Raw genomic sequence first — 15,135 nt, forward strand, 5'->3', positions numbered from 1 at the left:
CTATTAATTCGATAGCGAATTTGACCACGCCCGCCCTCGACTGACCCATGCCCAAACGCGCTACCTGAAAGCCTTTTGCAGCACCTCGCGTAGCCGCGCATAGGCCAGTTCGCGGGTGACCGGATTGCGCCCGGCGTGCACGCCCTGGTCGGGGCTCAGGCCGTTGGGCACGTCCGGCCGCAGGCGCACCTCGCCCACGGGATTGTCGAAGTCGTGGTAGCTGTCGGGGTACACATTCACCTCGGCCTGCACGGCCTTGCCCAGTTCGATGCAGGGGCCCGGCGGCGTCCAGTCGTCTTTTTCACCGAGCATCAGCACCAGCGGCGCTCTCGGCTTGTAGCCCGACTTCAGCGCAGCGCTGCAGCCTGGATAAAACGCGATCGCCGTCGCCGGCCGAATGGCCTGGCCGCGCACGTCGCTGCGGTTCGCATCCGTGGCTGAAAGGACTGCACTGCCGCCATGCGACCAGCCCAGCAGGGCGATGCGTTCGGGCTGGGCCCAGGGCTGTGCGGCCACCCAGGCCAGCGTGGCCAGTGCGTCGGCGCGGCGCTCGGTCTGGTCGATCTTGCGGCTGCCGATTTTTTGCGTGCACAACTCGGTCTCGCCACGCGGCGTGAGGCTGTCGGGAAAAACGGCGGCATAGCCGTGCGATGTCAGCAGTTCGGCCATGGCCTGATGCCGGGCATTGAGCAGCCCCTTGCGCGAACCCGTGGTGGCGTAAAGCCCGCCGCAGCCATGCAAGGCAATGACAGCGCCTTTGAGCGGCAGCGCTTGCGGCTGGCCGGCCGGCTGGAACACCCAGGCCTTGAGCACCGTGCCGTCAAGGCTGTTGAAGCTGACCTCTTGCGGCGCGGCAGCGACCGACAGGCTCAACACCAGCAGATTGAAGGCGAAATACGCCTTGAGCCCCTGCCAAACAATCGCCATCAGCTATCAATTTAATAGCGAAAATTTCAAACCCGTTCGCTCACCCAGGCCTGCACGGATTTCAGCGCCTCACCCAGTCTGGAGGCATCGGTGCCGCCGGCCATGGCCATGTCGGCCTTGCCGCCGCCCTTGCCACCGACCTGCTGAGCCACAAAGTTGACCAGTTCGCCGGCCTTGACCACAGTCACGCTATCAGCGGTGACGCCTGCGGCGATCTGGACCTTGTTGCCGTCCACGGCAGCCAGCACGAAGACTCCGGTCTTCAGCTTGTCCTTGAGCTTGTCCATGGTGTCGCGCAGGGTTTTGGCGTCGGCACCTTCCAGCCGGGCGGCCAGTACCTTGAGGCCTTTGACATCGATCGCCTGCGTCATCAACTCGTCGCCTTGCGACGAGGCCAGCTTGCCCTTGAGCGCGGCAATTTCTTTTTCCAGCGACTTGACCTGGTCCAGCACCTGCGCGATGCGAGTAAGGTGCTCGCCCCGCGATGCCTTCAGGTAGCCGCTCATCGCTGCGCTGTTTGCTTCGAGTTCCTGCAGGTAAGCCAGGGCGTTCTCGCCCGTCACCGCTTCGACGCGACGCACGCCGGCTGCGACACCGCTCTCGGCCACGATTTTGAACAGGCCAATGTCACCGGTGCGGCCCACGTGGGTGCCGCCGCACAGCTCCTTGCTGGAGCCAATGCTCAGCACCCGCACTTCGTCGCCATATTTCTCGCCGAACAGCATCATGGCGCCTGACTTCTGGGCCGACTCCATGTCCATCACGCTGGCATCGGTGGCGGCGTTGGCCAGAATCTCGGCGTTCACGCGCGCCTCGATCTCGCGGATCTGCGCGTCGGTCACCGGGGCATTGTGCGCAAAGTCAAAGCGCGTGCGCTCGGCATTGACCAGGCTGCCTTTTTGCTGCACATGCTCACCCAGCACTTCGCGCAAGGCCTTGTGCATCAGGTGCGTGGCGCTGTGGTTGCGCACGGTGGCGGCACGCAGCGCGGTGTTCACCTGTGCGGTCACGGCATCGCCAACCTTGAGCGAGCCTTGCTCCAGGGTGCCGTGGTGGCCAAACACATCGGCCTTGATTTTCTGGGTGTCGTCCACCAAGAATTCCGTTCGTCCTGAGCCTGTCGAAGGGCCCGCCGTCAACCGGCCCTGGTCGCCCACCTGCCCGCCACTTTCAGCATAAAAAGGCGTGGTGTCGAGCACGACCACGCCGCTTTGCCCGGCGTTCAAGGTCTGCACGGCCACGCCGTCGGCGTAGAGCGCCACGACTTTGGCCGGCTCTTCGAGCAATTCATAGCCGGTGAAGGTATTGCCCGCGCCGCTGTACTCCAGCGCACGGTCCATCTTGAATTTGCCGGCCGCGCGGGCCTGGGCCCTCTGCTTGTCCATGGCGACGCCAAAGCCGACCTCGTCGACACTCAGGCCGCGCTCACGGCACACGTCCGCCGACAGGTCGAGCGGGAAACCATAGGTGTCGTGCAGCTTGAAGGCCACGTCGCCCGGCAGCACCTGGGCGCCACCGGCCAGCGCCGCATCGAGAATCTGCATGCCGATTTCCAGCGTCTCGAAAAAGCGCTCTTCTTCAACCTTCAGCACCTCGGTGATGCGCTTTTCGTCAGTCTTGAGCTTGGGGTAGGCATCGCCCATCAACTTGACCAGGTCCGCCACCAGCTTGTGGAAGAACGGGGTCTTCTTGCCCAGCTTGTAGCCATGGCGAATCGCGCGGCGGATGATGCGGCGCTGCACATAGCCGCGGCCTTCGTTGGACGGGTTCACGCCGTCGCTCACCAGGAAAGCCGTGGCACGGATGTGGTCGGCAATCACGCGCAGCGATTTGTTGTCCAGGTCTTTCTCACCCGTCTCGCGCGCAGCGGCCTTGATCAGTGCGTCAAAAATATCGATCTCGTAGTTGCTGTGCACATGCTGCAGGATGGCGGCCAGGCGCTCCAGGCCCATGCCGGTGTCCACGCAGGGCGCGGGCAGATTCTTCAGCGAGCCGTCGGGCTGCATGTCGAACTGCATGAACACATGGTTCCAGATCTCGATGTAGCGGTCGCCGTCCTGCTCGGGCGAGCCCGGAGGGCCGCCGGCAATCTCGGGGCCGTGGTCATAAAAGATCTCGCTGCAGGGGCCGCAGGGGCCGGTGTCGGCCATCATCCAGAAGTTGTCGCTGGCGTACTTGGCGCCCTTGTTGTCGCCAATGCGCACCACGCGCTCGGGCGGCAGGCCAATCTCCTTGGTCCAGATGTCGTAGGCCTCGTCGTCGTCGATGTAGACCGTCGCCCAGAGTTTGTCGGCGGGCAGCTTGTAGACCTCGGTCAGCAGCTCCCAGCCCCACTTCAGGCTGTCGCGCTTGAAGTAGTCGCCAAAACTCCAGTTGCCCAGCATCTCGAAAAAGGTGTGGTGGCGCGCCGTGTAGCCCACGTTTTCCAGGTCGTTGTGTTTGCCGCCGGCGCGCAGGCAGGCCTGCACACTCGCTGCACGCACGTAATTGCGCTTGTCGGTGCCGAGAAACACGTCCTTGAACTGCACCATGCCCGAGTTGGTGAACATCAGCGTCGGATCGTTGCCCGGCACCAGCGGGCTGGACGCCACCACGGTATGCCCTTTGGAGGCAAAAAAGTCCAGAAAGCTCTTGCGGATGTCGGCGACGGTAAAAGTGGGTGTGCTCATGGTGTGATGGGGACGCGCTGCAACTGACCACCTGGTGTGGAACAAGGCGCAGATCACGCTAACTGCTTGATTTATTTGAACAATAGATTATAGGTTTTGCGCCTTGCTCATGGCCTTTTTGGCTCGCAACGCATCCCCCATAAATAGCGTGAACAGTCCCCTATACACCAAAACGGCCAATTTGCACACTGCCGAATACCCCAATAAAGATATTTCAAATATCTTCTTAATATATCTACATACATCGACCTGACACCCTCCCAACCCAACCGCAGAAAGAGCAATTTTCATGAACAACCCACGCTGGCAAGGCATTTTTCCCGCCATCACCACCAAATTCCACGCCGACGAGCGCATCGATGCCGAAGGCACGGCCAAACACATCGACTTCCAGATCCGCAACGGCATTCACGGCCTCGTCACCTGCGGCTCGCTGGGCGAAGCCAGCACGCTGACGCTGGAAGAAAAGCTCCAGGTCGCCGACATCGCCCTCAAGGCCAGCAAGGGCCGCGTCCCCGTGCTTGCCAACGTCTCGGAAACCAGCACCCGCGAAGCGCTGCGCTACATCCGTGGCGCCAACGAACTCGGTGTGGACGGTTTCATGGTGATGCCCTCGGTCATCTACGTGGCCGACGCACGCGAGGCCATGCTGAATGTACGCACCATGGCCGAGGCCGCGAAAAAGCCCATCATGGTCTACAACAACCCGGTCGCCTACCGCGTGGACCTCAGGCCCGAGCACATGGCCGAACTGGCCGACTGCGAGTGGATAGTCGCGATCAAGGAAAGCTCGGACAACATCCGCCGCATCACCGACCTGCGCAACACGGTGGGCAACCGCTATCAGCTCTTCCTAGGCGTGGATGACCTGGCCTATGAAGGCCTGGCACTGGGCTGCGACGGCCTGCTCGCCGGTGTCGGCTGCACCTTCCCGCGCGAAACCGTGGCGCTGTACGACCTGATGAAGGCCGGCAAGTTCGCCGAGGCCCTCAAGCTCTACCAGTGGATGACGCCCATGCTGCACCTGGACGTGTCCACCAAGCTGGTGCAAAACCTCAAATTGATCGACGTATTGGCCGGCGTGAGCACCGAGCACATGCGCCGTCCACGCCTGCCGCTGATAGGCGCCGAGCGCGAAGCCATTGAAACGATCGTGAAAAAAGCGCTGGCGACACGGCCGGTTCAATACCAGTCGGTTGCCTGACGGCAGCCCTATTAAAACGACCCGAAATTTCAGGAGACAGGTATGAAAATCAAACCAAGCATGATTCCGCTTCTTGGCGTCATGGCCATTGCGCTGGCAGGCCATGCGAATGCCCAGGAGCAGGTGGTCAAAATAGGCCACACCGGTCCGCTGTCAGGCGCCAACGCGTTTGCAGGGAAAGACAATGAAAATGGCGTGCGCCTGGCGATTGAAGAGCTCAATGCCAAAAAAATCATGGTCGCGGGCAAGGTGCTCAAATTTGAACTGCAGTCCGAGGATGACCAGTGTGACGCCAAATCAGGCGTCAGCGCCGCCCAGAAACTGGTGGATGGCGGTGTCAAATATGTCATGGGGCCCTATTGTTCTGGCGTGGCCATTCCTGCGTCGCGGGTCTATAGCGAGGGTGGCGCCATGATGTCCACGGTCGGCACCAATCCCAAAGTCACCCAGGGCGGCTACAAAAACCTGTTTCGCATCATTGCCGGCGACAATCAAATTGGCTCCAGCATGGCGGTCTATGCGGCCAAGGTGCTCAAGGTCAAGAAGGTTGCCGTGATTGATGACCGTACCGCGTTTGGCCAGGGCGTGGCGGATGAATTCCTCAAGGAAGCGAAAACTTTGGGTCTCACCATCGTGGGGCAGGAGTACACCACGGACAAATCGGTTGACTTCTCATCCATATTGACCAACTTGAAAGCCAAGCAGCCCGAAGTTATTTTCTTCGGCGGTTATGCACCGCAAGCCGCACCGCTGACGCGGCAAATGAAGCAACTGGCGATACCCGCCAAATTATTGGGCGGCGATACGCTGTGCAGCCCGGAAATGGGAAAGCTTGCAGCGGACGCTGTCAACGATACCGTTTTCTGCGCGCAAGGCGGCTCGATCCTGGAAAAAGCCACGGATGGCCCCGCATTCAAGGCGAAATACAAAAAACGGTTCAATCTTGATGCGGATGCCTATGCGGCTTCGTTTTACGACCAAACCTTGTTCATTGGCCAGGCCATGCAGAAAGCCAACTCGACAGACCCGAACAAAGTAGGCGCAGAAATCTATAAATCCAGCTACAAAGGGGTTGCCGGCACCTATGCCTACGACGAAAAAGGCAATATGAAACAGGCTCCTGTCACGGTTTTCACCTTCAAGAATGCTTTGCCGGTTCCACTGGCAAGTTATTGATGCGGTCTGCTTTCTTGAGCCGCTGAGTTGAAGGAATAGGAGGAATAGGGCAATGCCAGCTGCCCTATTGTTTTCACTGTTTTCTTGTGAGTCTCACGGCACGAATCATCAACGGCATGACGGAAACACCCATGAAACGCATCCAGATCATCGACTCCCACACGGGCGGGGAACCCACGCGCCTGGTTATTGATGGCTTCCCCGATTTGGGAAGCGGCAGCATGGCCGAGCGCCGCGCCGTGCTGGCGCAGCAGCATGATGCCTGGCGCACCGCCACGGTGCTGGAGCCGCGCGGCAGCGATGTCATTGTGGGCGCCTTGCTGTGTACACCGGTCGCCGCCGATGCCAGTGCCGGCGTGATTTTTTTCAACAACACCGGCTACCTGGGCATGTGCGGCCACGGCACCATCGGGCTGGTGGCCACGCTGGCCCACATGGGCCGCATCCAGCCGGGCGTGCACCGCATAGAGACGCCGGTGGGCACGGTCGAGGCCACGCTGCATGCGGATCGCTCGGTCAGCGTGCGCAACGTGCCCGCCTGGCGCCATCTGCACCAGGTCGCCGTGACCGTGCCCGGCCACGGGACAGTGCGCGGCGACGTGGCCTGGGGCGGCAACTGGTTCTTCTTGGTCAGTGAACATGGCCAGCGCGTGGCCAGCAACAACCTCGACGCCCTCACCGCCTACAGCTGGGCGCTGCGCGAAGCATTGGCGGCCCAGGGCATCACCGGTGCGGAGGGCGCTGAGATCGACCACATCGAGCTGTTTGCCGACGATGAGGTGGCGGACAGCCGCAACTTCGTGCTGTGCCCCGGCAAGGCCTACGACCGCTCGCCCTGCGGCACCGGCACCAGCGCCAAGATCGCCTGCCTGGCGGCCGACGGCAAGCTCGCGCCGGGTGAAATCTGGCACCAGGCCAGCGTGATCGGCAGCCAGTTCGAAGCCAGCTTTGAGCGCGATGGCGACCACATCATCCCCACGCTGCGCGGGCGCGCCCATATGAGCGCAGAAGCCACGCTGCTGATCGAGGCCGACGATCCATTTGGCTGGGGCATACGGTTGTGACCCTGGACGCAGACGTCATCGTCATCGGTGCCGGCATCGTAGGCAGCGCCTGCGCGCATGAGCTGGCACGTGCCGGACTGGACGTGCTGGTGCTCGACGACCGCCGGGGCGGTGCCACGGCGGCGGGCATGGGCCATCTGGTGGTGATGGACGACAACCCCGCCGAGCTCGCGCTCAGCCGCCATTCGCTTGGCGTGTGGCGGCAGTGGGCCGACGCGATGGCCGCGGACTGTGCCTGGCACCCCTGCGGCACGTTGTGGCTGGCCGCGAACGACGAGGAAATGGCGGCGGCCCATGACAAGCAGGAGCGGCTGCGCGCGCACGAGGTGGCCTGCGACCTGATCGATGCGCAAACACTGCAGGCCCTGGAGCCGGCACTGCGCCCCGGCCTGTGTGGCGCCTTGCATGTGCCAGGCGACAGCGTGGTCTATGCGCCCAACGCGGCGCGCTGGCTGCTGGCGCATTACCCGAAGCAGATTCGTGTACAGCACGCCGAAGTGCTGGAGATTGAGGGTGCCCGCGTTCGGCTGGCCGGCAACAGCTGGCTTGACGCCGGCGCCGTGCTGCTGGCCAATGGCGTCCATGCCACGCAGCTGTGCCCCGAACTGCCGATCCGCCCGAAGAAGGGCCATCTGCTGATTACCGACCGCTACCCGGGCCAGGTCCGTCACCAGCTGGTGGAACTGGGCTACGTCACCAGCGCACACCACAGCACCGGCCCCTCGGTGGCGTTCAACCTGCAGCCACGCCCTACCGGGCAACTACTGATCGGCTCGTCACGCCAGTTCGATGACAGCTCCCCCGAAGTGGATGCCGATATGCTGGCGCAGATGCTGGAGCGGGCGCTTGGCTATATGCCAGCCCTGGCCGATCTCAACGCCATCCGCTGCTGGACCGGCCTGCGCGCCGCCACCCCCGACAGCCTGCCGCTGCTGGGGCCACATCCGCAGCGCCCCGGGCTCTGGCTGGCCGTGGGCCACGAAGGCCTGGGCGTGACGACCGCCCCGGCCAGCGCCCAGCTGCTGGCCGCACAGATCACCGGGCGCCGGGCCGAACTTGACCCAGCGCCTTACCTGCCGCAGCGTTTTGGAATGGCCGCATGAACAGCCTGCCCAGCCATGTCGAAATCCAGCTTGATGGCCAGCCACAACGTGTGCCTGAAGGTGTCACGGTGGCCGCAGCGCTGTACATCGTGGGCACCGGCATCACGCGCATCTCCGTCAGCGGCGAGCGGCGCGCAGCGTTCTGCGGCATGGGCATCTGCCAGGAATGCCGGGTCTTGATTAACGGCCAGCGCCGCCTAGCCTGCCAGACGCTGTGCGTTGAGGGCATGGCGGTGCAGACCGCAGCCATGGCGGGAGCCTGAACCATGGCCATCCCTTCCCCGGAACATTGCGATCTGCTGATCGTCGGCGCAGGACCGGCGGGCATGGCTGCAGCATTGGCGGCAGCCCCCACGGGCGCGGCCATCACGCTGATCGATGACAACCCGGCCCCCGGCGGCCAGATCTGGCGCGACGGCCCCGGCGCCCATCTGCCCCGCGCCGCACTGCAGCGGCGTGAAGCCCTGGCCCGCCACCGCAATGTGCGGCTGCTGTCCGGCACCCGCATCGTGGCCGTGCCGCAGCCCAAACAGCTGCTGCTGGAAGACGCCGATCGCGGCTGGAGCTTGAGCTATGACAAGCTGATTGTGTGCACCGGCGCACGCGAACTGCTGCTGCCGTTTCCGGGCTGGACCTTGCCCGGCGTCACCGGTGCTGGTGGACTGCAGGCCCTGATCAAGGGTGGCCTGCCGGTACGCGGCGAGCGCATTGTGGTGGCGGGCAGCGGCCCGCTGTTGCTGGCGGTCGCGGCCGCGGCCCAGGCCGCCGGTGCGCAGGTGCTGCGGGTAGCCGAACAGGCGTCCACCGGCGCGGTGGCCGCTTTTGCCGCTTCGCTGGTGCGCTGGCCCGGCAAGGCCCTGCAGGCCTTGACGCTCATGCATCCGGGCTATCGCCTGTCCAGCCACGTCGTGGCGGCTGCGGGCCAGGGCCGCGTGGAGTCGGTACGCCTGCAGCAGGGTGCACGTACGCTGGACATCGCTTGCGACCGCCTGGCCTGCGGCTTCGGCCTGATTCCCAACACCCAGCTCGGCCAGGCGCTGGGCTGCGCCCTGAATGCACAACACGCCATTGCGGTCGACGCCTGGCAGGCCAGCAGCCTGCCCGACCATTACGCCGCCGGTGAATGCACCGGCTTCGGCGGCAGCGAGCGCGCCCTGGTGCAGGGCGCCATTGCCGGCCACGCGGCCATGGGTCAGCTGGATCAAGCCCGGCAGCTGTGGCCCCAGCGGCAGCGCTGGGAGGCCTTCGCAACGGCTTTGCACACCCGCTTCGCGCTCCATCCCGGCTTGAAACAACTGGCCGCGCCCGACACCCTGGTGTGCCGGTGTGAAGACGTGAGCCATGAGCAGCTGTGCGGCTTCGAAAGCTGGACTGCGGCAAAGCTGCACAGCCGCTGCGGCATGGGTGCCTGCCAGGGCCGCGTCTGCGGCGGCGCCACGCAGTTTCTGTTTGGTTGGCCACAGCCCGCGCCGCGTACGCCAATCTCGCCTGCACGCATTGCCACATTGGCGCTCAACGCAGACGCGTCAAAACTTAAGTCACCCACATGAACAAAGACATCATTCTTGAAACCAAGGGACTGACCAAGGAGTTCCGCGGCTTCGTCGCCGTGCGCAACGTCAACCTGCGCGTCAAGCGCGGAACCATCCATGCGTTGATTGGGCCGAACGGCGCCGGCAAGACGACCGTCTTTAACCTGCTGACCAAGTTCCACATCCCGAACGCAGGGCAAATCCTGTTCAACGACACCAACATCACACAGGAAAAGCCGGCGCAGACCGCGCGCCGCGGCATCGTGCGATCGTTCCAGATTTCGGCTGTTTTTCCGCAGTTCAGCGCTCTGGAAAACGTGAAAATCGCCTTGCAGCGCAAGCTGGGGGTTGACTACCGCTTCTGGCAGTCGAGCGCCTCGCTGCACAGCCTCAACGCCCGCGCGATGGCCCTGCTGGAGCAGGTCGGGCTCGCCTCCTTCGCGTCATTGCTGGCCGGCGATCTGCCCTATGGGCGCAAGCGCACGCTGGAGATCGCCACCACGCTGGCGCTCGACCCCGAGCTGCTGCTGCTTGACGAACCCACGCAGGGCATGGGCCATGAGGACGTGGACCGTGTGAAGGACCTGATCAAACAAGTGTCGGCGCACCGCACCATTCTCATGGTCGAACACAACATGAAGGTCGTGGCCGACATCAGCGACACGATCACCGTGCTGCAACGCGGCGAAATCCTGGCCGAGGGACCGTATGCCGAGGTGTCGGTCGATCCCGCGGTGCGTGAAGCTTATATGGGGACCGAAGAAAATGTCTGATTCAAGCCCAACCATGCTGTCCATCCGCGACCTGCATGCCTGGTACGGAGAATCCCATGTGCTGCAAGGCATCAACCTGGAAGTCCGCGCCGGCGAATGCGTGACGCTGCTGGGCCGCAACGGCGCGGGGCGCACCTCGACGCTGCGCGCCATCCTGGGCCTGATCGACAAGCGCGCGGGGTCCATCCATGTGGCAGGCAAGGAAGTCATCGCCCTGCCGCCGCATCGCATCGCGCGCTTCGGGATAGGCTACTGCCCGGAAGAGCGCGGCATCTATGCATCACTGACCGCCGAGGAGAACCTCACGCTGCTGCCCGAGGTGGGCGACAACGGCATGACGCTCGAGCAGATCTACGCCATGTTTCCCAACCTCAAGGAACGCGCCCACAGCCCCGGCACACGGCTGTCGGGCGGCGAGCAGCAGATGCTCGCCATGGCCCGCATTCTGCGAACCGGCGCCAAGCTCTTGCTGCTGGACGAAATCACCGAAGGGCTGGCACCCGTCATCGTGCAAAAGCTCGGCCAGGTCATCCGCGAGCTCAAGGCGCAGGGTTTCACGCTGGTGCTGGTCGAGCAGAACTTTCGCTTCGCCAAACACCTGGCCGACCGCCACTACGTGATCGAGCACGGCCAGGTCGTCGAAATGATTGACCGCAGCGAAGTCGATGCCAGGCAGGACCGCCTCAATGAACTGCTGGGCATTTGAGCCGACCATTCCACCGTTTCCCTCCCCACCCCTCTCCTTTCAATCTTCCATGGAGTTCCTCATGAATCTCAACAAACTCAGCGCCTGCCTCGTCGCCTGCATGGGCTTCGCGGCGCAGGCCCAAGTCAGTGACGATGTGGTCAAGATCGGCGTGCTCAACGATCTGTCCGGCGTCTATTCCGACCTCTCGGGCCAGGGCTCGGTGGTTGCCGCACGCCTGGCCATCGAGGAAATGGGCGGCAAGGTGCTCGGCAAGCCCGTCGAGCTCGTCTTTGCCGATCACCAGAACAAGCCCGACGTGGCGGCCAACCTCGCGCGCGGCTGGTTCGACCAGAGCAAGGTAGACATGGTGACCGACTTTCCGACCTCCTCCACCGCGCTGGCCGTGATGGAGATTGCCAGGCAGAAAAACCGTGTGAGCATGCCCTCCTCGGGGCTCGCCACCGCGATTCTGGGTGAGAAATGTTCGCCGCTCAATGCGCAGTGGACCACCAACACCTATGCGCTTGCGGCAGGTACGGCGCGCGCGCTGGTCAAGGAAGGCAAGAAGTCGTGGTATTTCATCACCGCCGACTACACCTTCGGGCACTCACTGGAGAAGGACGCCACCGAAGTCATCAAAGCCAACGGCGGCAGCATCGTCGGCAACTCGCGCCATCCGTTCCCGGGCAATGACTTCTCCTCCTTTCTGCTCAAGGCGCAGGCCTCCAAGGCCGATGTGATCGCACTGGCGAACGCCGGCAACGACACGATCAACGCCATCAAGCAGGCCAACGAATATGGCATCACCCGCAAGCAGGTGGTGGCGCCGCTGCTGACCTACATCTCCGATGTGCACAGCATCGGCCTGGACAAGGCCCAGGGCATGTACCTGAGCGAAGCCTTCTACTGGGATCTGGACGACAAATCGCGCGCCTGGTCGCGCAAGTTCTTCGAAAAGCACAAGCGCATGCCGACGGCCGCCCAGGCTGGCGTCTACTCGGCCACGCTCAACTACCTGAAGGCCGTGCAGGCCGCCGGCACCGACGAAGCCAAGGCGGTGATGACGCAACTGCGCAAGATGACGATCAACGATGCCGTGATTCGCAACGGCAAGCTGCGTGAGGACGGCGCGCTGGTGCACGACATGCTGCTGCTGCAGGTGAAGAGCCCGGCCGAGTCCAAGGCGCCCTGGGACTACTACAAGGTCAAGGCGGTGCTCAAGGGTCCCGATGTATTTCCGCCCGTCAATCCGGCCTGCGCCATCAGCCACTAAGCAAGCGCTGCGTGCGGCCGTCCCTCCAACAAGAGGACGGCGGTCGTACCTCCAGCCAGCACGCACACACCATGTTCGATATTTCCTCACAAGCCCTTCTGGCCCAATTGCTGGTCGGGCTCATCAACGGCTGCTTCTACGCACTGCTCAGCATGGGGCTGGCCATCATCTTCGGCCTGCTCAACATCATCAACTTCACGCATGGCGCGCAGTTCATGCTGGCTGCGTTCCTGGCGTGGATGGGTTTCTCGCAACTTCCCCTGTTGCTTGGTCCGGAGTTCCAGATCAACTTCTGGGTGGCGCTGGTCCTGGCGCCGCTGATCGTCGGGGCGCTGGGCGTGCTGCTGGAAAAGACGCTGCTCAAACGCCTGTACCACCTCGACCATCTTTACGGGCTGCTGCTGACCTTCGGCGTGGCGCTGGTGCTGGAAGGCGCGCTGCGCCATTTCTACGGCATCTCAGGCGCCAGTTATGACCCGCCGGACCTGCTCAAGGGCGGCGTGGATCTCGGTTTCATGTACCTGCCGGTCTACCGCGGCTTCGTGGTCGTGGCCTCACTCACGATTTGCGCCGCAACCTGGTACCTGTTCGAGAAAACCAAGCTGGGCGCGCTGCTGCGTGCCGGCACCGAAAACCCCAAGCTGCTGCAGGCGTTTGGCGTGAACATTCCGTTGATGATCACGCTGACCTACGGCTTCGGCGTGGCCTTGGCGGGCATTGCCGGCGTGATGGCAGCGCCCATCATGCAGGTCAATCCGCTGATGGGCGCCAACCTCCTCAACATCGTGTTTGCCGTGGTGGTCATCGGCGGGCTGGGCTCTATCTTCGGTGCGATCTTCACCGGCCTGGGCCTCGGCCTGCTGGAAGGGCTGACCAAGGTGTTTTACCCGGAAGCCGCCACCGTGGTGGTGTTCGTCATCATGGCGCTGGTGCTGCTCACCCGGCCCGCCGGCCTGTTCGGCAAGGAGAAATGAAATGAGCGCCTCATCCACCCGATCCATCCCATTCACCCTTCCCGCCTCCCGCCTCCCGGCGGTCCCCACCTCCATCCGCATCCTGCTGGTGTTGCTGCTACCGGCCTTGCTGGTACCGGCCTTCCCGGAAATCGCTTACCCGGTCTTCATCATGAAGGTGCTGTGCTATGCGCTTTTCGCACTGGCCTTCAACCTGCTGATCGGTTTTACCGGCCTGGTGTCGTTCGGCCATGCCGCCTTTTTCGGCTGGTCCGGCTACACCACCGGCATCCTCATGATCCGCTTCGCCAACAAAGGCTTTCCGGTCGAACTCGCGATTCTTGCGGGTGTGGTGGTCGCCACCGGCATTGGCTGGACGATTGGCAAGCTGGCCATCCGGCGCACCGGCATCTATTTCTCGATGATCACGCTCGCGCTCTCGCAAGTGGCCTACTTTCTGGCGGTGCAAATCCCCTGGACCGGCGGGGAAGACGGCATGCAGGGCATTCCGCGCGGCAAGCTGCTCGGGCTCGTCGACCTGTCAGCCGATAACCACATGTACTACTTCACGCTCGGCGTGTTCGTGCTCGCGTTCCTGCTGATTCACCGGATCGTGCACTCCCCGTTCGGCCAGGTGCTCAAGGCCTTGCGCGACAACGCACCGCGCGCCATCTCGCTGGGCTACGATACCGACCGCTGCAAGCTTTACGCCTTCATGCTGTCGGCCGCGCTCGCCGGTCTGGCCGGTTCGCTCAAGGCCCTGGTCCTGCAGCTCTCGGCGCTCAACGATGTCATGCTCTCGACTTCGACCGAAGTACTGCTGATGACGCTGCTCGGCGGTCTTGCCACGGGCTGGGGGCCGGTGGTCGGCGCCACGCTGGTGGTCAGCCTGCAAAACCATCTGGCCCAACTCGGCGGTGTCGTTACAATCATTATTGGCCTGACCTTCATCGTATGCGTCTCGTTCTTCCGAAGAGGCCTGGTCGGTGAGTGGCAAGCTCTGCTGCAGCGCCGACAACTCAAACGCCACCATGCCACAGTCCTCGATGCCTAGACCTCCCTTCCCAACGAAGCGTCGCGCCGCTGATCTTGCCTATGATGCGATCGAGGCGCTGATTTCCACGCTGCGGCTCGAGCCGGGCAGCCCGGTGGTCGAAGCGGAACTGGTCGAGCTGACCCAGCTCGGCCGCACGCCGGTGCGCGAGGCGCTGCTGCGCATGGTGTCGACCGGACTCATAGACCAGCAGCCACGACGCGGACTACTGGTCTCCCACATCGATCTGGCAGACCACCTGGATGTGATCCAGACGCGCCGGGTGCTCGAACGCCTCATCGCCGCGTGCGCTGCGCGCCGCGCAACGGCAGCGCAGCGCCAGGAGATCGTGCGCTGTGCCGAAAAAATGATGAAGGCGGCGGCACGTGGGCACCTCGAAGACTACATGCGGGCCGACCATGAACTCGACGAGGTCAACCACCAGGCCAGCCAGAACCATTCGGCGGTCAAATGCGTGGTGCCGCTGGTCGTGCAATGCCGGCGATTCTGGTATGCCTACCAGCACGAGGGGGAAATTGCCGAAGGCGCCCGCCACCACATGGAGCTGGCCCAGGGTATTGCCACCGGCGACGAGAAAGCAGCCGTGCACGGCGCCGATCAACTGATGGACTACCTTGAACGCTTTGCCCGGCGGGTGATTGACAGCTGAAAACCGCCGTTGCAACAGTTGCGTCAGCTCCCGCCATGAGCCTTGCTCGAAAACTGACAAAACGACTTTA

At 63.3% G+C, this 15,135-nt stretch carries 14 protein-coding genes; 12 read left to right on the forward strand and 2 right to left on the reverse strand.

Annotated elements, in window-relative coordinates; genetic code table 11:
• Positions 1-60 precede the first annotated feature (60 nt).
• Together V6M61_RS01220 and alaS are read right to left on the reverse strand one after the other, a co-directional pair.
• Positions 61-927 carry a dienelactone hydrolase family protein gene (locus V6M61_RS01220; RefSeq protein WP_332774730.1) on the reverse strand — a complete coding sequence of 289 codons (867 nt, stop codon included), beginning with the start codon at positions 925-927 and terminating at the stop codon, positions 61-63.
• A gap of 26 nt (positions 928-953) precedes the next feature.
• Positions 954-3,596, reverse strand: coding sequence for an alanine--tRNA ligase (gene alaS / locus V6M61_RS01225; RefSeq protein WP_332774731.1), 2,643 nt, complete (start codon positions 3,594-3,596; stop codon positions 954-956).
• 289 nt (positions 3,597-3,885) lie between these two features.
• Between alaS and V6M61_RS01230 the strand changes: the two genes are divergently transcribed.
• The 12 genes from V6M61_RS01230 (at position 3,886) to V6M61_RS01285 (ending at position 15,065) form a co-directional block, all read left to right on the forward strand.
• Entirely contained in the window at positions 3,886-4,800 is a 915-nt protein-coding gene (locus V6M61_RS01230) for a dihydrodipicolinate synthase family protein (protein ID WP_332774732.1), read from the forward strand.
• Between the two features lie 42 nt (positions 4,801-4,842).
• A complete protein-coding gene (locus V6M61_RS01235; protein ID WP_332774733.1) occupies positions 4,843-5,976 on the forward strand; it encodes a branched-chain amino acid ABC transporter substrate-binding protein in 1,134 nt (377 codons plus the stop codon).
• Positions 5,977-6,107: 131 nt separating this feature from the next.
• Positions 6,108-7,040, forward strand: coding sequence for a 4-hydroxyproline epimerase (locus V6M61_RS01240; RefSeq protein WP_332774734.1), 933 nt, complete (start codon positions 6,108-6,110; stop codon positions 7,038-7,040).
• Between the two features lie 2 nt (positions 7,041-7,042).
• A complete protein-coding gene (locus V6M61_RS01245) occupies positions 7,043-8,143 on the forward strand; it encodes an NAD(P)/FAD-dependent oxidoreductase (protein ID WP_332774769.1) in 1,101 nt (366 codons plus the stop codon).
• Complete coding sequence (locus V6M61_RS01250) at positions 8,140-8,406, forward strand: (2Fe-2S)-binding protein (protein ID WP_332774735.1); 267 nt, start codon at positions 8,140-8,142, stop codon at positions 8,404-8,406. The genes V6M61_RS01245 and V6M61_RS01250 overlap by 4 nt, the downstream gene beginning before the upstream one ends.
• Before the next feature lie 3 nt (positions 8,407-8,409).
• Complete coding sequence (locus V6M61_RS01255) at positions 8,410-9,693, forward strand: FAD/NAD(P)-binding oxidoreductase (RefSeq protein ID WP_332774736.1); 1,284 nt, start codon at positions 8,410-8,412, stop codon at positions 9,691-9,693.
• Positions 9,690-10,448 (forward strand): ABC transporter ATP-binding protein, encoded by a 759-nt coding sequence (locus tag V6M61_RS01260; protein ID WP_332774737.1) that lies wholly within the window; start codon positions 9,690-9,692, stop codon positions 10,446-10,448. The genes V6M61_RS01255 and V6M61_RS01260 overlap by 4 nt, the downstream gene beginning before the upstream one ends.
• Positions 10,441-11,154, forward strand: a complete 714-nt coding sequence (locus V6M61_RS01265) for an ABC transporter ATP-binding protein (RefSeq protein WP_332774738.1) — start codon at positions 10,441-10,443, stop codon at positions 11,152-11,154. The genes V6M61_RS01260 and V6M61_RS01265 overlap by 8 nt, the downstream gene beginning before the upstream one ends.
• Positions 11,155-11,215: 61 nt before the next feature.
• Entirely contained in the window at positions 11,216-12,409 is a 1,194-nt protein-coding gene (locus tag V6M61_RS01270; RefSeq protein WP_332774739.1) for an ABC transporter substrate-binding protein, read from the forward strand.
• A 71-nt stretch (positions 12,410-12,480) separates the two neighbouring features.
• Positions 12,481-13,383, forward strand: coding sequence for a branched-chain amino acid ABC transporter permease (locus V6M61_RS01275; RefSeq protein ID WP_332774740.1), 903 nt, complete (start codon positions 12,481-12,483; stop codon positions 13,381-13,383).
• A gap of 1 nt (position 13,384) precedes the next feature.
• Positions 13,385-14,416, forward strand: coding sequence for a branched-chain amino acid ABC transporter permease (locus V6M61_RS01280; protein ID WP_332774741.1), 1,032 nt, complete (start codon positions 13,385-13,387; stop codon positions 14,414-14,416).
• Positions 14,409-15,065 carry a GntR family transcriptional regulator gene (locus V6M61_RS01285; protein ID WP_332774742.1) on the forward strand — a complete coding sequence of 219 codons (657 nt, stop codon included), beginning with the start codon at positions 14,409-14,411 and terminating at the stop codon, positions 15,063-15,065. Before V6M61_RS01280 ends, V6M61_RS01285 begins: the two co-directional genes overlap by 8 nt.
• The last annotated feature ends 70 nt before the right edge of the window (positions 15,066-15,135 follow it).

The organism is Polaromonas sp. (assembly GCF_036676035.1).
Classification (GTDB): Bacteria; Pseudomonadota; Gammaproteobacteria; order Burkholderiales; family Burkholderiaceae_C; genus Polaromonas.